The sequence below is a fragment of the Pseudomonas sp. TE21394 genome (assembly GCF_054057835.1).
Map to the genome: position 1 here is coordinate 3,109,370 of NZ_JBSRZR010000001.1, position 20,613 is coordinate 3,129,982.

The following is a 20,613-nucleotide window of genomic DNA, read 5'->3' on the forward strand; positions in this document are numbered from 1 at the left end:
CGGAAAGGGCAGCGGCGCCGACCGGTTCAATGAAGCAAAATCAATGCTGCAGGATCTTGCTGAGGAAGTGCTGGGTACGCTCGTGGCGGGCGCTCGGGTTACCGAAGAAGTCTTCCTTCTGGCAGTCCTCGATGATGTTGCCCTTGTCCATGAAGATCACGCGGTTGGCCACTTTGCGGGCGAAGCCCATTTCGTGGGTCACGCACATCATGGTCATGCCCTCATGGGCCAACTCGACCATCACGTCCAGTACTTCGTTGACCATTTCCGGGTCCAGCGCCGAGGTCGGCTCGTCGAACAGCATGACGATCGGGTCCATCGACAGGGCGCGGGCGATCGCCACGCGCTGTTGCTGGCCACCGGAAAGCTGGCCGGGGTGCTTCTTGGCGTGGGCACCGAGGCCGACGCGGTCGAGCAGGGCCAGGCCCTTCTTGGTCGCTTCCGCCTCGCTGCGGCCAAGCACCTTGCGCTGGGCGATGGTCAGGTTCTCGGTGATCGACAGGTGCGGGAACAGCTCGAAATGCTGGAACACCATGCCAACCCGTGAACGCAGCTTGGGCAGGTTGGTCTTGGGGTCGGCGATCGAGGTGCCGTCGACCACGATGTCACCTTTCTGGAACGGCTCCAGGGCGTTGACGCACTTGATCAGGGTGGACTTGCCCGAGCCCGACGGGCCGCAGACTACCACCACTTCACCTTTCTTGACCTCGGTGCTGCAGTCGGTCAGTACCTGGAAGTCCCCGTACCACTTGTTGACGTTCTTGATGGAAATCATACGGCGATCCTTTTTTGCAGGCGCTTGACCAGCCACGAAGCGGAGAAGCTGATGAGGAAATACACGACCCCGGCGAAGATGAGGAACTCATGGGAGCGCCCGATGATGTCACCGTTGGAGCGTGCCGAGTTGAGGAAGTCCACCAGGCCCACGGTATATACCAGCGAGGTGTCCTGGAACAGGATGATGCTCTGCTGCAGCAGCAGCGGGGTCATCTTGCGGAAGGCCTGGGGCAGGATGATCAGGCGCATGGTCTGGCCGTAGGTCATGCCCAGTGCCTGGGCCGCGCCCATCTGGCCCTTGGAGATCGACTGCACGCCGGCACGGACGATTTCGCAGAAGTACGCGGCCTCGAACATCATGAATGCCACCACGCACGAGGTGAAGGCCCCGACCGGGGTGTCCTCGCCGGTGATCCAGCGCAGCACGAACGGTACCGCCAGGTAGAACCAGGTGATGACCAGCAGCAACGGGATCGAGCGGAAGTAGTTGACGTAGGCACCGGCCAGGTTCGACAGCAGCTTGTTCGACGACAGGCGCATCAGGGCCAGTATGGTTCCCAGCACGATGCCGCCGATCACGCCCATGATCATCAATTGCAGGGTCATGACCATGCCTTCCCACAGGGCGGGCAGGGCCGGGATGATTTCGCTGAAATCCATGTCCATTTATTTGCCCCCTACGGAAATCAGGCCGGGCACCGAGACTTTCTTCTCGACCATGCGCATCAGCAGCATCAGGCCCATGTTCAGGGTGAAGTAGATCAGCGTGGCCAGGGTGAAGGCCTCGAACAGGTTGGCCGAGAATTCGGCGGTCTGCTTGGTTTGTGCCAGCAGCTCCATCAGGCCGATCAGGGACGCCACCGAGGAGTTCTTGAACACGTTCAGGAATTCCGAGGTCAGCGGCGGAATGATGATCCGGTAGGCTTGCGGCAGCAGCACATTGGTGTAGATCTGCGGCAGGCTGAAGCCCATCGCGCGGGCAGCGGCTTCCTGGCCGCGGGGCAGCGCCTGGATACCGGTTCGCACTTGTTCGCAGACACGGGCGGCGGTGAACAGGCCCAGGCAGATGACTACGCTGATCAACGCCGAAGTGGTCGGGTTGAGGTCCTGCTTGAACCATTCCTGCAGGCCCTCTGGCAGCAGGTCTGGCACCAGGAAGTACCAGATGAACAGTTGCACCAGCAGCGGCACGTTGCGGAACAGTTCGACATAGGCGGTGGCGATGCCTGATACCAGACGGTTCGGCACGGTACGCATGACGCCCAGGATCGAACCCAGCAGCAAGGCGATGATCCAGGCAGAGATGGCAATGGCGATGGTCCAGCCCAGACCGGTGATGTACCAGTCCAGATAGGTTTCGCTGCCCACGCCGGTGGACTTGAAGAACACGCCCCAGTCCCAGTTGTAATTCATCGGGATTTCCCCTCAGACGGTTGTTTCACGGGCACCTTCCAACATCCGAGGGCACACCGCCCTCGGATGAAAGGTTAGACACTAACGGGTGGCCTGCCGGTTTAATTCGCGCTTTGCAGCGCTACAGGCCACAGGCTGGGGGTCAGGATTTCTTCTCGTCGGCGGCTTTGTCGGTCGGCTCGGCGATCAGTTTCTTCAGCTCTTCGCTCATCGGGAACTGCAGGTTCAGGCCCTTTGGCGGGATCGGCTGCTGGAACCACTTGTCGTAGCTCTTGTTGACTTCGCCCGACTTGAAGTAAGCGATGATGGCGTCATCCACCGCTTTCTTGAACGCTGCGTCATCCTTGCGCACCATGCAGCCATAGATTTCGTACGACTGAGGGGTACCGGTGATGACCCAGTCCGACGGCTTGCGCGCCTTGGCCATTTCGCCGGCGAGCAGGGCGTCGTCCATCATGAAGGCTACGGCACGGCCGCTTTCCAGCATGTTGAAGGCTTCACCGTGGTCCTTGGCGGAAATCACGTTCATCTTCATCTGCTTGTCGGCGTTCATCGCCTTGAGGATGCGTTCGGAGGTGGTACCGGCGGTGGTCACCACGTTCTTGCCGGCCAGGTCCGCGAAGTCCTTGTAGGCTGGCTGACCATCCTTGACCTTGGTCAGCAGACGGGTACCGACTTCGAAGATGCCGACCGAGAAGCCGACTTGCTGCTGGCGCTCGACGTTGTTGGTGGTAGAGCCGCACTCGAGGTCCACAGTGCCGTTCTGCACCAGCGGGATGCGGGTCTGGGAGGTGACGAGGTTGTAGCGGACCTTGATGTCCGTACCCAGTTGCTTCTTCAGGGCCTCGACGACAGCCAGCTGGATGTCATGCGAGTAGCCCACAGGCTCGGGTTTGCCGGCCAGGTAGGAAAACGGGATGGAGGAGTCGCGGTGGCCCAGGGTGATGGTGCCCGAGTCCTTGATCTTCTTCAGGGTGCCGGTCAGCTCTTCGGCCATGGCCGGCGAAGCGATCACGGCAGCCGCGATGGCGGCGCCCAGCAATTGACGAACGATGCGCATCAAATTTTCCTCGACGTGTTTGTTTTTTTTATGGAGCCGTTGGCGGACTCTTCGTTCAACGAATACAGCAAGAAGCGAGTGCATTCGGCTCCAAGTGTAGAGCATGAGTCGTGCCAAGCTCCCGATATCGATCATACCCCTTGATAAAACAAGCGGATGAACCTTTTTAGGCGAGCTGAGGCGTAACCATGCGTTCGGAAATCCGTATGGGTTGAAACGTCTCGTTCGGTAATCCGATTGGGTGCGCAAAGGGAATGGCCGGCAGCAAGACTTAATTACCGTTTGGTTGCGGCGCGTGGGTGCTCTGCTGGGCTTCTTTTGTCAAGAGATCCACCAATGCCTCAGTTGATTCGCTCCGACTCCGTTGACGCCCTGATCGCCCGTGGCCTGCCAGCCTGGATCTGCGCGGCCTCGCAAGACCACTTGCTCGCACTCCGTCGTGCCATGTTGCACGAACAGGCCATTGACCATCAGGTCGCCCAGTTGCGGCATGCCATTCCCTCTCTCGACACGTTCGCCAGCGGGCTGCTGCAGCAGGCACTGGCAGGGACGCCTTTGAACGGTATCGACGTGAACAAGTCGACATTGAAGGTCGTCACGTTGATCACGCTGCCCACCGCCTCGCCGAGGTTGCCGCCCCCCCAGGTGAAACAGGTGATGGCCCATGATCTGCTGTCGGCAGCCCTGCAGAACTTTCACGAAAGCGAGACAACGCCCAGCATCTTTCGCGAGGCAAGGCTACTAGGGCCCGACAAAGCACCGTTGAATATGAGTTTCGAGCGCTTCGCTCATCTTTGTCGGCAGCTGGACATCGGCCAGCGTTACCAGGCTTTGCTGCGCCAGAAGCTGCAACCTGGCAACCCGGATGCAGCACGGGAATCGGTCGACAGGCTGCTGGAAGAATCGTTGCGCGCACGGTTGGAGGTCGCCGTGCGCCTTGCGCTGCTGAAGGGGCATATTGACGAGCGCAGCTACCTGCGCATGTTGCCACTGTGCGCTGCCAAACCGATCGTGCCGGCAGATACGGCCACAGTGATTCCACGGCAATTGTACCTGCTGGGTAAGCCTGTCCAGGGAGTGGTGACTGTTGAAGTCCGGCTTTCCGGGATGGAAGAGGTCGACAGCGTCATCGCCTGGCTGCCAAATGAGCCACAGACGCCGGTGCAACGCCATGACGGCTGGGCTTCGTTGTACCAGGCGCTGTGCCAAAAGCTGCGAAGCCAGGACTACGCTCGTTATTTCAGTCGCTTTATCGGCGAGCGCGACCGGGTTGAATTCAGTTATTCATTGAAAAAACGCCACGCAGCCGGGCCCGAAGCTTCTGAGCTCGATGGCCGGAACCTGGCGCTGGATACGCCATTGTTCGCCCATTTGCGCAGTCAGCAGTTGGCAAAATGGTTTGACGATGCAGCGGTGCTGGCGGTACCCACCGAAGCGGTGGATGAACTGGACCGCCGTCGACGCTTGACCGCATACAAACAGTTTGGCCTCGACCTGCTCGGCCTTGCCGGCCTGTTCGTGCCTGCACTGGGCTGGATGATGCTTGCCCTCACAGCCGAGCAGGTCGTGGAAGATATCTATGAGGGATACAAGGATTGGCAGATCGGTGATCGCCAGGCAGCGCTGGAGCATATGTTTGCGGTCGCCGAAGTCGTGGTCGGCGGCGCTGTGTTCGCTGCGGGCGCTGAACTGGCAGGCAATGCGCTCAGGCGTGTAGCGGCTGTCGACGCCCTGACGCCGGTGTGCACATCCGATGGTGCGATACGTTTGTGTCAAACGGACTTACCAGGGTATGCCTTGCCCGACAGCGACCTGGGAATTGGCCAGCGCGAGACGTTGGAGGGCGTACAGCGCATGCGCCTGCATGACGCCACCTATGTCGTCGAGGAACGCGCCGAAGGTTGGGTGCTGTGCCACCCGTCGCGTAGCGAAGCGCAGCCGATCGTGTTGGAGCACAACGAGGTCGGAGGCTGGCGGCATGACCTGGAGAGCCCTCACCATTGGCAAGGTAGCGGGCATCTGCTGCGCCGCCTGGGCAGTGCCTTGGCCGAGGTACCGGACGAGCTTGCCGAGAAGTTGTCGTTGATCACCGGTCATGATCAGGCGCGCCTGAGACGCTTGCACCTGGAAGGCGCAAAGCCTCCAGCACGCCTGCTTGACGCCCTGCTGCGGTTTCGTCTGCACGAGCAATTTCCAAGGGTCAAAGGCGCTGCCTTCGAGGAGCTCTTTGCGCTACGTCAACCGCACGCGCAAGAGGGCGCGCTCCTGCTCATGCGGGATTTTCCCGGGCTGACCTCGCGCTGCGCCAATGAGCTGCTCGAACTGGCGGACGACGCCCTGGTAGAGCGCCTGATCGAGCGAAAACGTGTGCCGTTGGCACTTGCCGAGCAGGCACGTTGGGCTGTGCGAGATAGCCGGCTGGACCGTGCCTGTGCAGGATTGCTACAGGCGCAAGCAGTCAACGACGACTGCGAGCGTCTGGCGTTGGCGCTTTGCTACAGAAGCGGCAAATGGCCTGCAGACACCCGCGTGGAAATCCGCGAGGCACATGGTAGTGGGGTAAAGCTCGCATCCAGCGGCGAGCCTGATGCATCGCGACTGCTAGTCATCGTCAAGCAGGCCGACCGATATCGAATTGAACAGTCAGGCCAAGCTCCGGGCGATCTGCTGGCAACCTTGCAAGCCTTGGTCGAGGGGGCGCACAGCGAAACCGACGCAGCCGGACAATGGCACATGGACCTGGCCCGCCAAGCGGCGCAATCGCGCGACAGCACCGCGGCCATGATCGGCCTGGCACCACCGTTAGGTCGAGTTCGGCCTCTGGTGCGACTGGGTGACGGACGTGCGGGCTACCCGCTGAGCGGACGCGCCGAGAGCTCTGGCCAAGCGTTGCGGCGGGGGATACGGCAGATCTATCCAACCATGAGCGATGCGCAATACGACAGGTTCCTTGCAGACCTGCGCGCGCGTGGCATAGAGCCCTGGGGGCACTTCGCTGCGCTGCGTACACAATTGGCGGCCTTGCGGGAAAGCTTGCGCCGTTGGGAGCAGCAGGCAGGCGGACCACTGGATCGCTTGCGCCGCAGACGCCTGGCTAGCCGGCTGCGTCGTTGCTGGCGGCGCAAAAGCAATATGGGCACAGAGGATGGCTATATTCTGCATGTCGAAGGCGCCCGAGTGGGCAGCTTGCCCGAGCTGCCACCTGGCCTGGATTTTTCTCATGTCACCCAGCTGACCTTGCGAGGCCTGGGGCTTGAAGAATTGCAGCAAGCCTTTGTCAGCCGCTTCCCCAACGTGGTTGAACTGGACTTGCGCGGCAATCGGCTGTCGATGATTCCTGTTGGGGTGGAGGGGCTTGTCAAGCTGCGTGAGTTACGTCTGAGCCACAATCGAATCGTCCTTGATGCGCAGGGTGACGCACGTCTATCGGCCCTGACGCGCCTGGAGCGCTTGCATCTGGATAACAATCCGCTTGGCCAGGCACCCACTGTCAGTGGGCTGCCGAGGTTGCGCGAGCTGTCGTTGCGCAACACTGGCCTGGAGGATCTGCCTGCGAGGGTGCAGACTCCATGGCGCGGTTTTACTGATTTTCGAGATAACCAGTTGCGCCAGTTGCGCGTGGAGCTCGTTGGCTTGCGCGAGCGCATTCGGCGCATGGCCTTGCACGACAACGCGCTGGAGGATTTCAACGAGTCGGAACTCAGCGATAGCTCAGCGTCGTCGCAGGAAGGGGGGCGAGGGCTGTCCTACCGCCATGCGCTGGTTGACGAGACAATCCGCCAGCAATGGCTGGCAGGCGCCACCGGGGCGCTGCGCGCTCACCGCGAGGCACTTTGGACCGGGCTGCAGGAGGAGCCGGGAGCCCGTGACTTTTTCCGCTTTCTCGCTGATCTCGCTCATTCCTCCGATCTGGCACGTCACCCTGGTTATTATCGGGCGCGGGTGTGGGAAATTATCGAAGCCTGTGCATACGATACTGACGTGCGTAGCGTGCTGTTTGCACAAGCCAGTGGGCCGCGTACGTGTGAGGATCGCCTGCTGTGGACGCTCAGCCAGCTCGAAACACGTGCTTCGGTGGTCAAGCTGACCCGCGACTTGCCTGACGAAGGTGCACAGGCTGCCCTGGTTCGGCTCGGGCGTTCCCTGTACCGCCTGGATCAGCTCGATCGGATCGCAGCCCGCCACGTGCAGCGAATGACCGCTGAGCCCGGGTTGTTCGTCGATGAACTTGAAGTTTACCTGACATACCGGGTGAATCTGGCCGACACGTTGCAATTACCACCGCAACCGCGCTCGATGCACTACCGCAGCCACAGCGGTGTAAGCAATGCCGACCTCAACGCAGCGCGTATCCAGGTGAGGCGGGCCGAAAACCCCACGGCGCTCAGCGAAGCGTTGGCTACCCAGGACTTCTGGGAGGCGCATGTGAGGCGGCGCCACGCTGATCGGTTCGAGCGCTTGGTAGAGCCCTTTTATGAACGCCTGGCGCAGCTCGAAGCGCGTGCCGAGGACACTGGCGAGTTGGTTTATCTGATGGGCAGCAATGAGCTCCGGGATGAGCTGCTTGAAGCTGAACGGCGGCTGATTCGCACATTGGCCCGTGCCGCCCATGGGTTGCCGGAAGACTGAACTTCCGGCAGCAGTCCCTCAAGCGGCGCGGCCTTGGCCGCCCTGCGCCTGGCTGAGCTGAAGGTATTCGCGCAATGCCCGTTGTTCGGCCTCGCTGGTGAACAACCCAAGCTTGGTCCGGCGCCAGAGAATATCGTCGGCCTCCGTGGCCCATTCGACCTCGCACAGGTAGTCGACTTCGCGGCCGAACAAGCCGCCCCCGATCGCCTGGCCGAGGTCTTCGGGGCCGTTGACGCCATCGAGCAATTGCCACACGCGGCTGCCGTAAGTGACCGCCCAGCGCTTGGCGATATCCACCGCCAGCCAGCCGTGGCGGGCCAACAGCTGGTCTACCAGTGCTTGCGCTGTACTCATTTGCTCGCCGCCCGGCAGCGGTGCTGTGGCTGTCCAGCTGCCCCGCATTTTTTCGAAGAACGGCTTCAGCTCGGCCATGGCCGATTCGGCCAGCTTGCGGTAAGTAGTCAGCTTGCCACCGAATACCGACAACAGCGGTGCCTGGCCAGGGCTGGCCGACAACGCCAAGGTGTAGTCGCGGGTCACCGCCGACGGGTTGTCCGACTCGTCGTTGCACAACGGGCGCACCCCCGAGTAAGTGTGCAGGATGTCGGAACGGTTCAACGGCTGGTTGAAATGTTCGTTGACGACCTTGAGCAGGTAGTCGGTTTCTTCCTCGGTGATCGCTACCTTGGCCGGGTCACCGCTGTACTCGCGGTCGGTGGTGCCGATCAGGGTGAAGCGCTCCAGGTATGGAATGCAGAAGACAATACGTTGATCTTCGTTCTGCAGGATATAGGCATGCTCGCCGTCATACAGGCGCGGCACGATGATGTGGCTGCCCTGGATCAGGCGGATGCCGTAAGGAGCATCGAGCTTGAGGTCGTCCTTGATGAAACTGGCTACCCATGGGCCAGCGGCGTTGACCAGGGCGCGGGCATGAATGCTCTGCAGGCTGCCATCGGCATGTTGCAGTTGCACCTGCCACAGGCCGTCCACGCGTTCGGCGCGCAAGCAGCGGGTACGGGTGTGGATATGCGCGCCGTGTTCGCGCGCCGCCATGGCGTTGAGCACCACCAGGCGGGCGTCATCGACCGCACAGTCGGCGTACTCGAAGCCGCGGGTGATAGCCGGCTTGAGCGGATAGCCCGGGGCGAAGCGCAGGCTGCGCGATGCACCCAGGCGCTTGCGCTTACCCAGGTGGTCGTAGAGGAACAGGCCGGCGCGGATCATCCAGGTCGGCCGCAGGTGCGGGCGGTGCGGCAGCACGAAGCGCATCGGCTTGACGATGTGCGGGGCTTTGCCCAGCAGCACTTCGCGTTCGGCCAATGCTTCGCGCACCAGGCGGAATTCATAGTGCTCCAGGTAGCGCAAGCCGCCGTGGATCAATTTGCTGCTGGCCGAGGAGGTGTGCCGGGCCAGGTCGTCCTTCTCGCAGAGGAATACCTTGAGGCCGCGCCCGGCGGCGTCGGCAGCGATGCCCACGCCATTGATGCCGCCGCCGATCACGGCGAGGTCATAGCAGTCGGCGAGCGGGGGCTGGGACGAAACGGGCTGGGACACGGGCAAGGCCTCCTGGGCACTGTTCACATCGAATATGAACATTGATGTTCGTTTTCGAAAATACTAGCGCAATGGAAAGGCGGTCGCCAGTCAGTCTTTATAGAAAAAACTGATCAGATGACAATAAAGTGAACATTTACGAAGATGTTGGCGATCGGTTTGGGTTTTGCAGCGCCTGTAAAAACAAGCGCCGCGCGGGCGGCGTTCGCACTAACAGGCGACATAAAGGCTCATGGCATGCGCTCAGTGGCCCTCACACCACCTCGAGGCGGATCTTGTACTGGTTCAGCAGTTGCGTCAGCGCGGGGGTTGGCGCCTGGTCGGTCACCAGGCAGTCGACCAGGCTGATCGAGCCCAGGCGTACCATGGCATTGCGCCCGAACTTGCTGGAGTCGGCGGCGAGAATCACTTGCCGGGCATTGGCGATGATGGCCTGGGAAACCCGCACTTCCTGATAATCGAAGTCGAGCAGGCTGCCGTCTTCGTCGATGCCGCTGATGCCCACCAGGGCAAAGTCGACCTTGAACTGGTTGATGAAGTCGACACTGGCCTGGCCGACCACGCCGCCATCGCGACGCACCGTGCCCCCCGCCACCAGAACTTCGAAATCATCCTTGGCGGCAAGTATGGCGGCGACATGCAGGTTGTTGGTGATGACTTTCAGGTGGTTGTGGTTGAGCAGTGCGCGGGCGATGGATTCGGTGGTGGTGCCGATGTTGATGAACAGCGAGGCATGGTCGGGAATCTGCCGAGCCACGGCTTCGGCGATGCGTTGCTTCTCGTCGCGCATCTGGTCGGCGCGCATGGCGTAGGCGGTGTTCTCGATGCTCGAATCATAGGCGGCGCCGCCGTGGTAACGGCGTAGCAGGTTGAGTTCGGCAAGCTGGTTGATATCACGGCGGATAGTCTGCGGAGTGACGACGAACAGCTGCGCCATTTCCTCGATACTGACGTAACCGCGTTCGCGTACCAGTTCGAGAATTTGTTGTTGGCGAGGGGGCAGATTCATGGGCGGTCCTTTGGGGCTGCCGGACAAATGCTGCAATGATGCCGCAGGACGCGAACTACGGCCAGTGGACTGTCGGGCTGGCCGTGGAGCATAGCTGCAAAGCTGAAAGGGCGGGGCCGCTGCGCGGCCCTATCGCGACACCAGACCCGCTGCTACAGAGACCGCGTCATCCTGTTGATGGGCAATCAAGCCTCGTGGTCTTCCCAGTCGCGCGTGCGCTCGACCGCCTTTTTCCAGCCGGCATACAGCTTCTCCTTCTGCGCTTCATCCAGCTGCGGACTGAACTCGCGCTCAATGATGGCCTTGTCGCGCAACTCGTCCAGGCCGCTCCAGAATCCACAGGCCAGGCCCGCCAGGTAGGCCGCACCCAACGCAGTGGTTTCGCGCATTTTCGGGCGTTCCACGCAAGTGCCCAGGATGTCGGCCTGGAACTGCATGAGGAAGTTGTTGGCCACTGCGCCGCCATCCACGCGCAGCTCGGAAAGGCGCTGGCCGCAATCCTGCTGCATGGCATCAAGCACGTCGCGGGTCTGGTAGGCGATCGACTCCAGCGCGGCGCGGATGATGTGGTCCACCTTCACGCCACGGGTCAGACCGAACAGCGCGCCGCGGGCATACGGGTCCCAGTACGGTGCACCCAGGCCGGTGAAGGCCGGCACCAGGTACACGCCATTGCTGTCCTTGACCTTGCTGGCGAAATATTCGGTATCCAGCGCATCGTTGACGATCTTCAGCTCGTCACGCAGCCACTGCACGGTGGAGCCGCCGTTGAACACCGCGCCCTCCAGGGCGTAGGCCACCTCGCCGCGCGGACCACAGGCGATGGTGGTAAGCAGGCCATGGGACGACTTTACCGCCTGGTCGCCGGTGTTCATCAGCAGGAAGCAGCCGGTGCCATAGGTGTTTTTGGCCTGGCCCGGTTCGACGCACATCTGGCCGAACAGCGCCGATTGCTGGTCGCCGGCAATACCGGCGATGGCAATACCGCTTTTCGTGTGGCCGTACACCTCGGAGGACGGGCGCACTTCGGGCAGCATCTGCCGCGGGATGCCGAGGATCTCCAGAAGCCGCTCATCCCACTGCAGGCTGTGGATGTTGAACATCAGCGTGCGCGAGGCGTTGGTGTAGTCGGTCACATGTACCTTGCCACCGGAGAATTTCCAGATCAGCCAGGTATCGACCGTGCCGAACAGCAGTTCGCCGCGCTCGGCACGTTCGCGTGCACCTTCGACGTTGTCGAGGATCCACTTCAGCTTGGTACCGGAGAAGTACGGGTCGGTGACCAGGCCGGTGGCCTCGCGGATGTAGGCTTCATGGCCGTCACGCTTGAGTTGGGCACAGATCTCGGTACTGCGGCGGCACTGCCAGACGATCGCGTTGTACACCGGGCGGCCGGTTTCCTTGTCCCACACGACGGTGGTTTCGCGTTGGTTGGTGATACCCAGCGCAGCCACCTGGGCATGGCTGATGCCTGCCTGGGCCAGCGCCTCGACCATGGTTGCGCTCTGCGTGGCAAAGATTTCCATCGGGTCGTGCTCGACCCAGCCCGCCTGCGGGTAGTGCTGGGCGAACTCACGCTGGGAGGTGCCCACCACGTTGGCGTCACGGTCGAAAATGATCGCTCGTGAACTGGTGGTGCCCTGGTCCAGGGCGATGATGTAGTTCTTATCCTGGGTGTCTTTCATGGTCGTAGGCCTTGCGCAATTGGGGGGTCAGGGCGGGCATGGTGCCGGCATCAGTTGACTTGAGTATCGCCCTGGCGATTGTCGTTTGTCTCAGCTTCCATGGCGGCTGCTGTCGGCAGGTTCCGGGCGATCAGGCCGCGATAGGTCGCGGCACCCAGGCAGGCGCCAATTATCGGTGCGAACACCGGAACCAGGAAATAAGGCATGTCCCGACCGCCGGTGAAGGCGATTTCGCCCCAGCCGGCCAGGAAGGTCATGAGTTTTGGCCCGAAGTCACGGGCCGGGTTCATGGCGAAGCCGGTCAGCGGGCCCATGGCGCTGCCGATCACGGCGATCAACAGGCCAATCAGCAAGGGAGCCATGGCGCCACGCGGCAGGCCGTTGTTGTCGTCGGTCAAGGCCATGATCACGGCCATCAGCACGGCGGTGATGATCACTTCGACGAGGAACGCCTGGCCAGTGGACAGTGACGGATGCGGGTAGGTGGAGAATACCGAGGCCAGTTCGAGGCTGGCTTCGCTGCCGCGCAACATGGCGTGGGCCTGTTCGAAATCGAAGAACAGGTTGCTGTACAGGGTGTAGACCAGCGCCGCGCCACAGAATGCGCCGCACACCTGGGCCAACATGTAGAAGGGCAGCTTGCGCTTGTCGAAACCGGCGAACAGGGTAAGGGCAATGCTCACTGCCGGGTTCAGGTGTGCGCCGGAAATGCCGGCGGTAAGGTAGATCGCCATGCTGACGCCTACACCCCAGATGATACTGATTTCCCACAGGCCGAAGCTGGCGCCCGCGACCTTGAGCGCTGCGACGCAGCCGGTACCGAAGAAGATGAGCAGGGCGGTGCCGAGGAATTCGGCCAGGCACTGGCTGGACAGCGTGGGTTGGCGTAGAGCAGTCGTCATGTATGACCTCGTTTTTGTTTTGTTGTGAGGCGCGTGGCGCTCGACAGCAAAGCCCGGAGTCTATCCCCATTGAACCCAGGCTGATGTGGGAAACGCACCTTAAAAGGGCATCATTTATTCAGAAACGAAAAAATATAGACAAGAAACGCTGATGTCAAAGGTCGAAAGTGAACGGTCGGTCACGATATGGCTGATTGTTTGAGGTGCGGATGCCGTGCTAGACGGGCGCGTTTGCCATACGCTGGCTGCGCTGCGGGAATTACCCTAAAGTAGCCGCCGAGCCGTTCTGACCGGAGCCCCTGCATGACCCCCGCCCTAGACCTGTTGAAGAAACACCGCGCGGAACACCGTGTGCACAGTTACGAACATGACCCCAAGTCGACGTCGTACGGCCTGGAGGCGGCGGAAAAACTAGGACTCGATCCGCAGCAGGTGTTCAAGACCCTGCTGGCAAGCAGCGAGAAGGGCGAGTTGCTGGTGGCGGTGGTGCCGGTGGTCGGCACGCTGGACCTCAAGGCCCTGGCCCATGCTGCCGGGGTGAAGAAGTGCGAGATGGCCGACCCGGCGGTGGCACAGCGGGCTACCGGGTACCTGGTGGGTGGCATCAGCCCGTTGGGGCAGAAGAAGCGCCTGCGCACCTTTATCGACGATTCGGCGCGGCAGTTTGCAACCATCCATGTCAGTGCTGGGCGGCGTGGGTTGGAGGTAGAGCTGGCGGCGGCGGTATTGGCCGAATATACCCGGGGCCAGTTTGCCGGTATTGGTCGGGGCTGAGAAACCTGGGGCCGCAAGGCGGCCCCAAACGCTGTATCAGGTCGCCGAACTGTACCGACGAACACCATTCTCCTGCTGCGGCAACTGTGCCGCCACACTGCCCGGTACCGGGAACAGCACCAGGTGGTCGGCCTTCACCGCAATCCCTACATCGTCACCGACCTGATGGTCGCTATGGCTGGGGAATATCGCTTCCAGCTGGCTGCCGGTGGGCAGTTGCAGGCGGTAGAGGGTCGATGCCCCGAGAAAACTCTTGCCGACGATATTGGCTTGCAATGGGCTGCCAGGTGCATGAACGATGTCGTCAGGGCGCAGCAGTACATCCACCCAGCTGCCCGGGGCCATGATGTAGGCCCGGTTGCCGCGCAGTTCACCCAGTTCGGTATTGACCGCCTCGTGGCTGCTCATCTGCCCACGGATGAAATAACCCTGGCCGATGAAACTGGCCACGAACGGCGTCTGCGGCTCGTGGTAGAGGTTGTAGGGGGTATCCCATTGCTCCAGGCGGCCTTCCTTGAACACGCCGACCTGATCGCTGACGGCAAAGGCTTCTTCCTGGTCATGGGTAACCAGGATGGCGCTGGTGCCACGGCTCTTTAGGATGTCGCGAACTTCATGGCTCAGGCGCCGGCGCAGCTCGACATCAAGGTTGGAAAACGGCTCGTCGAGGAGCAGCAATTGTGGCTCTGGGGCCAGTGCGCGGGCCAGTGCGACCCGTTGCTGTTGCCCACCGGACAGTTCATGCGGGTAGCGCCCACCCAGGCCACCCAGCTTGACCAGTTCGAGCATCTCGTCGATGACTTCAGCCTGGCGCGGGTGCTTGGCGATGCCGAAGGCAATGTTCTGCGCCACGGTCAGGTGCGGGAACAGTGCGTAATCCTGGAACACCATGCCGATGCGGCGCTTTTCCGGGGCCAGGGTGAAGCCGGCCCGGGAAATGACCTCGCCGGCCAACTGGATCTCGCCTTCGTGCACCGGCTCGAAACCGGCGATTGCGCGCAGGGTGGTGGTCTTGCCGCAACCGGAGGACCCCAGCAGGCAACCGATGTCGCCTGCGTTCAGGTGCAGGTTGAGGTTCTGGACGATGCGCTGGTCGCCATAGCCGCAGGCGAGGTTGCGCAGGTTGAGCAGTAGGGGTTGACTCATGCGTGGTGGTAAGCCGGTTCGACAAGGAATTCGAGAAGGGCCTTCTGTGCATGCAAGCGGTTTTCAGCCTGGGCCCAGGCGACCGAACGTGGGTCGTCGAGCAGGTCATGGCTGATTTCCTCACCACGATGGGCTGGCAGGCAGTGCATGAACAGGGCGTCGGGTGCCGCCAGGTCGAGCAGTTCGCGAGTGACCTGGTAAGGCGCGAAATGCGCCAGGCGCCGTGCAGTTTCCTCCTCCTGGCCCATCGAAGTCCAGACATCCGTGGTCACCAGGTGGGCGCCGCGCACGGCTTCCTTGGGGTCGCGAACGATCTGCACGCGGTCGCCGCCGATGGCCATGAAGCGTGGGTCCGGCTCGTAACCTTGTGGGCAGGCGATGCGCAGCTGGAAGTCGAACTGCCTGGCCGCCTCGATATACGAGTTGCACATGTTGAAGCCGTCGCCGATCCAGGCCACGGTCTTGCCCTGGATCGCCCCGCGCTGTTCGAGGAAGGTTTGCATGTCGGCCAGCAGCTGGCAGGGGTGCGACTCATCGGACAGGGCGTTGATCACCGGCACGCGCGAATTCGCGGCGAACTCGGTAAGGGTACTGTGGGCATGGGTACGAATCATCACCACGTCGAGCATGCTCGACAGCACGATGGCGCTGTCGGCGATCGGCTCGCCGCGGCCCAGCTGGGTGTCGCGCGGGGACAGGAAGATGGCCTGGCCGCCGAGCTGGATCATGCCGGCCTCGAACGACACCCGGGTGCGTGTCGAGGATTTTTCAAAAATCATGCCCAGCACGCGGTTCTTCAGGGGCTCGAACAGCACGCCGCGCTTGCGCAGGTCCTTCAGCTCGATGCCGCGGCGGATCACCCCGAGCAATTCGTCGGTGGTGAAGTCCAGCAGGGAGAGAAAGTGCCTAGCGCTCATGATTGACTACCTTATCTGCAACGGTATGCAGGTCGACCGTATGGTTTTTTTTGACAACGGGAGTGACCTGCGGCGTAAGCCGCACGGAGGCGGACGAAATAGGGAAAGGCGCAATACTATAAGTAAATGTCGCCTGAAGCCAAGAGGGGAAACAGTCGCTCGGTGGCCAAGGGTGTTGCCAGGAGTGTATTGGCCGACGGGCAGTGCTGTTTTTTATTTGCTACAGAGGGTTGTACACGGCTTGCTGGCAGGTTGGCAAATGGCTGTCGCAAATCGTGTGCATGATGTCGGTGGATTCATGCCGCGAAGTGCGCTGGTCGGGAACCGGGCCCAGGCGCATAGTCGCGGTTCGTCCATCACAACAAGGCAGAGGCGGCCATGACCAAGACCCTGCATCACCGTGCCTGTCACCTGTGCGAAGCGATCTGCGGGCTGAACATCGAGGTCAGCCATGAGGAAGGTGGGCAGGCGCTGATCAGTTCGATCAAGGGCGACCCCCTGGACCCGTTCAGCCGCGGCCATGTCTGCCCCAAGGCGGTTGCCTTGCAGGATATCCAGAACGACCCTGACCGGTTGCGCCAGCCGCACAAGCGGGTAGGCGAGCGCTGGCAGGCCATCGGCTGGGAAGAGGCCTTCGCCTTCGCCGCCGACAGGCTGTGGGCGGTCCAGCAGGCTCACGGGCGCAATGCCGTGGCGGTGTACCAGGGCAACCCGAGCGTGCACAACTACGGTTTGATGACCCACAGCAACTACTTCCTCGGTTTGCTTAAAACCCGTAACCGCTTTTCTGCTACCTCTGTGGACCAGCTGCCGCAGCACCTGGTCAGCCATCTCATGTATGGCCATGGCCTGCTGTTGCCGATCCCGGACATCGACCGTACCGGCTTCATGCTGATCCTCGGCGGCAATCCGCTCGCCTCCAATGGCAGCATCATGACCGTGCCGGATGTGGAAAAACGCCTGAAGGCCCTGCAGGCCCGTGGCGGGCGCCTGGTGGTCGTGGACCCGCGGCGCAGCGAAACCGCGGCCATGGCCGACCAGCACCTGTTCATCCGCCCGGGCGGGGATGCGGCGCTGTTGTGCGGCTTGCTCAATACCCTGTTCGAAGAGGACCTGGCCCGCGGCTCGCATTTGCCGGTCGCGGGGCTGCAACAAGTGCGCGAAGCGATCGCACCCTTCAGCGCCGAGGCCATGAGCGCGCACTGTGGCATCGCTGCGCCAGTCATCCGCCAACTGGCTCGGGATTTCGCCGCCGCCGACAAGGCCGTGTGCTACGGCCGCATGGGCATCTCGACCCAGGCTTTCGGCAGCCTCTGCCACTGGCTGGTGCAATTGATCAATCTGGTGACCGGCAACCTTGACCGTCAAGGCGGTGCGTTGTGCACCGAACCTGCAGTCGATCTGGTGGCGACTACCTCCGGTGGCCATTTCAACGCCTGGCAAAGCCGTGTGTCGGGCTTGCCGGAATACGCCGGCGAGCTGCCGGTGGCGGCCCTGGCCGAAGAAATCCTCACTCCAGGCGATGGGCAGGTGCGTGCGCTGGTGACGGTCGCCGGCAACCCGGTGTTGTCCACGCCTAACGGCCGCCAGCTGGATGACGCGCTGCAGCAGCTGGAGTTCATGCTCTGCATCGACTTGTACATCAACGAGACGACCCGCCATGCCGACCTGATCCTGCCTTCGACTTCGGCGCTGGAGAACGACCACTACGACACCACGTTCAACCTGCTGGCAGTGCGCAATGTGACCCGTTTCAATCGCGCGATCCTGGCCAAGCCGGAAGGGGCATTGCACGACTGGGAGATCTTCGTCGGCCTGGCGCAGGCCTTTGCCAGGCGCGCCGAACTTGAATTGAAGCCAACCCTGGCACCGGCGCAGATGATCGACCTGGCCTTGCGCAAGGGGCCATATGGCGAAACAACCCCCTGGCAGCTTTCCTTGGATACCCTCGACCAGCACCCGCACGGCCTTGACCTGGGGCCATTGCGTGGCAACCTCGTCAGGCGCCTGAAGACTGCCAGCAAGGCAGTCGAGGTGGCGCCGCAGGTGCTCCTGGATGACCTGCAGCGCCTGGCGCAGCAGCCCGCACCGGAGCCAGACCAACTGCTGCTGATAGGCCGCCGCCACGTGCGCAGCAACAATTCGTGGATGCACAACTTCCACCGTCTGGTGAAGGGCAAGCCGCGCCACCAGTTGCTGATGCACCCGCAAGACTTGCAGCAGCGGCAGCTGCAGGATGGCCAGCGGGTACGTATTCGCTCGCGCACTGGCACGCTGGAGGTCGAAGTACAGGCTTGTGACGACATCATGCCTGGCGTAGTCAGCCTGCCCCACGGTTTTGGCCATGCGCGCCATGGCGTGCAGCTGCAGGTGGCCCGGGCGCAACCGGGCGTGAGCGCAAACGACCTCACCGACGAGCGCCTGCGTGACCCTGTTTCCGGCAATGCCGCGCTCAATGGCGTACCGGTGCAGATAGAGGCCGCGTAGGGGACGGTAAGGCCGAGCATGCTGCTCGGCTTTCCGTTACAATGCCTCACCGTGCCGACGACCGCGTCGGAAAGTTAAGCCGAGGTGCTACATGGATATCATCGAAACGATCAAAGAGCAGATTGCCAACAACACCATTCTGCTTTACATGAAAGGCTCGCCGAACGCCCCGCAGTGTGGCTTCTCTGCGCGTGCATCGCAGGCCGTGATGGGTTGTGGCGAGAAGTTCGCCTACGTCGACATCCTGCAGAACCCGGAAATTCGCGCCAACCTGCCCAAATACGCCAACTGGCCGACTTTCCCGCAACTGTGGGTGGCCGGTGAGCTGGTTGGTGGCAGCGACATCATGCTGGAAATGTTCGAGAAGGGTGAGCTGCAGACCCTGATCAAGGAAGCGGCTGCCAAGGCCAAGGCTTCTGAAGCCTGATATTCCGCAAGCATGAAAAAACCCGCTGATTGCGGGTTTTTTCATGCGCCGAATTATTTATTCTTCGCCCATCTGCGACTGCAGGTAGTTTTCGATACCGATCTTGTCGATCAGCCCCAACTGGGTTTCCAGCCAGTCGATGTGTTCTTCCTCGGACTCGAGGATATCTTCGAGCAAGTCACGCGAACCGAAGTCGCCAGCGGTTTCGCAGTGTGCGATGGCTGCCTTGAGATCGGCCAAACCTTTCTGTTCGATCTTCAGGTCGCATTCGAGCATCTCTTTGGTGTGCTCGCCGATCAGCAGCTTGCCCAGGTCCTGGACGTTGGGGATTCCTTCGAGGAAAAGAATACGCTTGATCAATTTGTCAGCGTGCTTCATCTCGTCGATGGATTCCTTGTACTCATGCTTGCCGAGTTTGTTCAGGCCCCAATCTTCGTACATGCGTGCGTGCAGGAAGTACTGGTTGATCGCGACCAGCTCGTTTCCGAGGATCTTGTTGAGATGCTGGATGACGCTTACGTCGCCTTTCATGTCGGGTTCCTGCCCTGTAGAAGTGTGCCAATACACTGAAGTTTGAGCCTGATACCCAGGTGTGTCAAACCTAAGTTGTTGAATAATAAATGAAAATTAATAGGAATAAGAATGTTTGTGAACCGCGTTGGAACGCTAACCTATTGAATTTCAGGCATAAAAAAACCGGACACTAGGTCCGGTTCTTCGAATTCTGGGTTTCAGGCGGCGGTAAATTCTACCGGGTAGGGCAGGGCGGCCTGGCTGACCTGAAGCTCGGTGAGGGTTTCGCGCACCACCTGCTTTGCCACGCAGGCGCATTTGCCACATTGGCTGGCGACATTGGTCGCGGCTCGCACTTCCTTGTAACTGCAGCATCCTTCGTAGATCGCATCGCGGATCTGTCCGTCGGTAACGCCGACACAAAGACACACATACATAGAGGCTGACCATCGTTGCTGGGCTCGATGGGGTGGAGCTTAATGCTAATGAGAATGCTTGTCAAAGGAGTTTCTGGAACGCCTGCGCTTGAGCGACCGGCGGTTACTTCGTCGTTGGAGTCGGCCTGTCACCAGAAGCCGTGTATGATGGTTGGCCTTTGTTGGATGTCGGGCAGGCCCGTCTGGCCCCGGCAAACGTTTTTCACCCTCATCAGGAGATTACAATGAGCGTACTCGTTGGTAAGAAAGCCCCCGATTTCACCGTGCCGGCTGTGCTGGGCAATGGCGAAATCGTCGACAGCTTCAACCTGGCTTCGGCCATCAAGGGCAAGTACGGCCTGGTGTTCTTCTACCCGCTGGACTTCACCTTCGTCTGCCCGTCCGAGCTGATCGCCCTGGACAACCGCATCCCTGATTTCCAGGCGCGCAACGTCGAAGTGATCGGTGTGTCGATCGACTCGCACTTCACTCACAACGCCTGGCGTAACACCCCGGTCAACAACGGCGGTATCGGCCAGGTCAAGTACACCCTGGCTGCCGACATGACCCACGAAATCTGCAAAGCCTATGATGTCGAGTCCGAAGGCGGCGTGGCCTTCCGTGGCGCCTTCCTGATCGACACCAACGGTGTTGTCCGTTCGCAGATCGTCAACGACCTGCCACTGGGCCGTAACATGGACGAGCTGCTGCGTCTGGTCGACGCCCTGCAGTTCCACGAGGAGCACGGCGAAGTCTGCCCTGCCAACTGGAAGAAAGGCGACAAGGGCATGAGCGCTTCGCCAGAAGGCGTTGCTGCTTACCTGAGCGAGAACGCTGGCAAGCTGTAATTGCCGCGCGCATGAAAAACCGGCCCTTTGGTGGCCGGTTTTTTTTGCCGTGC

At 61.3% G+C, this 20,613-nt stretch carries 17 protein-coding genes; 5 read left to right on the plus strand and 12 right to left on the minus strand.

Annotated features, from left to right (window positions below):
- Positions 1-40: 40 nt before the first annotated feature.
- The 4 genes from ACVWZT_RS14325 to ACVWZT_RS14340 form a co-directional block, all read right to left on the minus strand.
- The gene (locus ACVWZT_RS14325) at positions 41-775 is read right to left on the minus strand and encodes an amino acid ABC transporter ATP-binding protein (RefSeq protein WP_003258023.1); all 735 of its coding nucleotides are present in this window, start codon (positions 773-775) and stop codon (positions 41-43) included.
- The gene (locus tag ACVWZT_RS14330; protein WP_296229975.1) at positions 772-1,443 is read right to left on the minus strand and encodes an amino acid ABC transporter permease; all 672 of its coding nucleotides are present in this window, start codon (positions 1,441-1,443) and stop codon (positions 772-774) included. Before ACVWZT_RS14330 ends, ACVWZT_RS14325 begins: the two co-directional genes overlap by 4 nt.
- Positions 1,444-2,190, minus strand: coding sequence for an amino acid ABC transporter permease (locus ACVWZT_RS14335; RefSeq protein ID WP_296229976.1), 747 nt, complete (start codon positions 2,188-2,190; stop codon positions 1,444-1,446). It lies immediately after the preceding gene.
- A gap of 142 nt (positions 2,191-2,332) precedes the next feature.
- Positions 2,333-3,250 (minus strand): glutamate/aspartate ABC transporter substrate-binding protein, encoded by a 918-nt coding sequence (locus tag ACVWZT_RS14340; protein WP_296229977.1) that lies wholly within the window; start codon positions 3,248-3,250, stop codon positions 2,333-2,335.
- 444 nt (positions 3,251-3,694) lie between these two features.
- Here ACVWZT_RS14340 and ACVWZT_RS14345 point away from each other — a divergent pair, with 444 nt between their 5' ends.
- The gene (locus ACVWZT_RS14345) at positions 3,695-7,879 is read left to right on the plus strand and encodes an NEL-type E3 ubiquitin ligase domain-containing protein (RefSeq protein ID WP_457469931.1); all 4,185 of its coding nucleotides are present in this window, start codon (positions 3,695-3,697) and stop codon (positions 7,877-7,879) included.
- A gap of 18 nt (positions 7,880-7,897) precedes the next feature.
- On the opposite strand, the gene glpD is transcribed toward ACVWZT_RS14345, so the two are convergent.
- The 4 genes from glpD to ACVWZT_RS14365 all read right to left on the minus strand — a co-directional run bounded on the left by glpD (position 7,898) and on the right by ACVWZT_RS14365 (position 13,032).
- Positions 7,898-9,436, minus strand: coding sequence for a glycerol-3-phosphate dehydrogenase (glpD, locus tag ACVWZT_RS14350; protein WP_457469933.1), 1,539 nt, complete (start codon positions 9,434-9,436; stop codon positions 7,898-7,900).
- A 253-nt stretch (positions 9,437-9,689) separates the two neighbouring features.
- The gene (gene glpR / locus ACVWZT_RS14355) at positions 9,690-10,445 is read right to left on the minus strand and encodes a DNA-binding transcriptional repressor GlpR (RefSeq protein WP_186685127.1); all 756 of its coding nucleotides are present in this window, start codon (positions 10,443-10,445) and stop codon (positions 9,690-9,692) included.
- 185 nt (positions 10,446-10,630) lie between these two features.
- A complete protein-coding gene (glpK, locus tag ACVWZT_RS14360) occupies positions 10,631-12,130 on the minus strand; it encodes a glycerol kinase GlpK (RefSeq protein WP_296229981.1) in 1,500 nt (499 codons plus the stop codon).
- A 50-nt stretch (positions 12,131-12,180) separates the two neighbouring features.
- Entirely contained in the window at positions 12,181-13,032 is an 852-nt protein-coding gene (locus ACVWZT_RS14365; RefSeq protein ID WP_457469935.1) for an MIP/aquaporin family protein, read from the minus strand.
- 303 nt (positions 13,033-13,335) lie between these two features.
- On the opposite strand from ACVWZT_RS14365, the gene ybaK reads away from it, so the two are divergent.
- Positions 13,336-13,806, plus strand: coding sequence for a Cys-tRNA(Pro) deacylase (gene ybaK, locus ACVWZT_RS14370; protein WP_457469937.1), 471 nt, complete (start codon positions 13,336-13,338; stop codon positions 13,804-13,806).
- 36 nt (positions 13,807-13,842) lie between these two features.
- Here ybaK and ACVWZT_RS14375 read toward each other — a convergent pair whose 3' ends face one another.
- Positions 13,843-14,952: an ABC transporter ATP-binding protein gene (locus tag ACVWZT_RS14375; RefSeq protein WP_296229986.1), complete on the minus strand. Its 1,110-nt coding sequence runs from the start codon at positions 14,950-14,952 to the stop codon at positions 13,843-13,845.
- Positions 14,949-15,869 carry an ornithine carbamoyltransferase gene (gene argF / locus ACVWZT_RS14380; RefSeq protein ID WP_296229987.1) on the minus strand — a complete coding sequence of 307 codons (921 nt, stop codon included), beginning with the start codon at positions 15,867-15,869 and terminating at the stop codon, positions 14,949-14,951. The genes ACVWZT_RS14375 and argF overlap by 4 nt, the downstream gene beginning before the upstream one ends.
- A gap of 378 nt (positions 15,870-16,247) precedes the next feature.
- Between argF and ACVWZT_RS14385 the strand changes: the two genes are divergently transcribed.
- The gene (locus ACVWZT_RS14385) at positions 16,248-18,356 is read left to right on the plus strand and encodes a molybdopterin-dependent oxidoreductase (RefSeq protein ID WP_457469939.1); all 2,109 of its coding nucleotides are present in this window, start codon (positions 16,248-16,250) and stop codon (positions 18,354-18,356) included.
- A gap of 91 nt (positions 18,357-18,447) precedes the next feature.
- Positions 18,448-18,783 carry a Grx4 family monothiol glutaredoxin gene (grxD, locus tag ACVWZT_RS14390; protein ID WP_003254949.1) on the plus strand — a complete coding sequence of 112 codons (336 nt, stop codon included), beginning with the start codon at positions 18,448-18,450 and terminating at the stop codon, positions 18,781-18,783.
- Between the two features lie 57 nt (positions 18,784-18,840).
- On the opposite strand, the gene bfr is transcribed toward grxD, so the two are convergent.
- Complete coding sequence (bfr, locus tag ACVWZT_RS14395) at positions 18,841-19,314, minus strand: bacterioferritin (RefSeq protein ID WP_296229989.1); 474 nt, start codon at positions 19,312-19,314, stop codon at positions 18,841-18,843.
- Between the two features lie 200 nt (positions 19,315-19,514).
- A complete protein-coding gene (locus ACVWZT_RS14400; RefSeq protein WP_003254947.1) occupies positions 19,515-19,733 on the minus strand; it encodes a bacterioferritin-associated ferredoxin in 219 nt (72 codons plus the stop codon).
- Positions 19,734-19,957: 224 nt separating this feature from the next.
- Here ACVWZT_RS14400 and ACVWZT_RS14405 point away from each other — a divergent pair, with 224 nt between their 5' ends.
- Positions 19,958-20,560, plus strand: a complete 603-nt coding sequence (locus tag ACVWZT_RS14405; RefSeq protein ID WP_051100332.1) for a peroxiredoxin — start codon at positions 19,958-19,960, stop codon at positions 20,558-20,560.
- Positions 20,561-20,613 lie beyond the last annotated feature (53 nt).

Excerpts from the sequence above, each read along its gene's own strand:
- ACVWZT_RS14325 (WP_003258023.1), bottom strand. The coding sequence starts at position 775 with ATGATTTCCATCAAGAACGTCAACAAGTGGTACGGGGACTTCCAGGTA.
- ACVWZT_RS14330 (WP_296229975.1), bottom strand. The coding sequence starts at position 1,443 with ATGGACATGGATTTCAGCGAAATCATCCCGGCCCTGCCCGCCCTGTGG.
- ACVWZT_RS14335 (WP_296229976.1), bottom strand. The coding sequence starts at position 2,190 with ATGAATTACAACTGGGACTGGGGCGTGTTCTTCAAGTCCACCGGCGTG.
- ACVWZT_RS14340 (WP_296229977.1), bottom strand. The coding sequence starts at position 3,250 with ATGCGCATCGTTCGTCAATTGCTGGGCGCCGCCATCGCGGCTGCCGTG.
- ACVWZT_RS14345 (WP_457469931.1), top strand. The coding sequence starts at position 3,695 with ATGTTGCACGAACAGGCCATTGACCATCAGGTCGCCCAGTTGCGGCAT.
- glpR (WP_186685127.1), bottom strand. The coding sequence starts at position 10,445 with ATGAATCTGCCCCCTCGCCAACAACAAATTCTCGAACTGGTACGCGAA.
- glpK (WP_296229981.1), bottom strand. The coding sequence starts at position 12,130 with ATGAAAGACACCCAGGATAAGAACTACATCATCGCCCTGGACCAGGGC.
- ACVWZT_RS14365 (WP_457469935.1), bottom strand. The coding sequence starts at position 13,032 with ATGACGACTGCTCTACGCCAACCCACGCTGTCCAGCCAGTGCCTGGCC.
- ybaK (WP_457469937.1), top strand. The coding sequence starts at position 13,336 with ATGACCCCCGCCCTAGACCTGTTGAAGAAACACCGCGCGGAACACCGT.
- ACVWZT_RS14375 (WP_296229986.1), bottom strand. The coding sequence starts at position 14,952 with ATGAGTCAACCCCTACTGCTCAACCTGCGCAACCTCGCCTGCGGCTAT.
- argF (WP_296229987.1), bottom strand. The coding sequence starts at position 15,869 with ATGAGCGCTAGGCACTTTCTCTCCCTGCTGGACTTCACCACCGACGAA.
- ACVWZT_RS14385 (WP_457469939.1), top strand. The coding sequence starts at position 16,248 with ATGACCAAGACCCTGCATCACCGTGCCTGTCACCTGTGCGAAGCGATC.
- grxD (WP_003254949.1), top strand. The coding sequence starts at position 18,448 with ATGGATATCATCGAAACGATCAAAGAGCAGATTGCCAACAACACCATT.
- bfr (WP_296229989.1), bottom strand. The coding sequence starts at position 19,314 with ATGAAAGGCGACGTAAGCGTCATCCAGCATCTCAACAAGATCCTCGGA.
- ACVWZT_RS14400 (WP_003254947.1), bottom strand. The coding sequence starts at position 19,733 with ATGTATGTGTGTCTTTGTGTCGGCGTTACCGACGGACAGATCCGCGAT.
- ACVWZT_RS14405 (WP_051100332.1), top strand. The coding sequence starts at position 19,958 with ATGAGCGTACTCGTTGGTAAGAAAGCCCCCGATTTCACCGTGCCGGCT.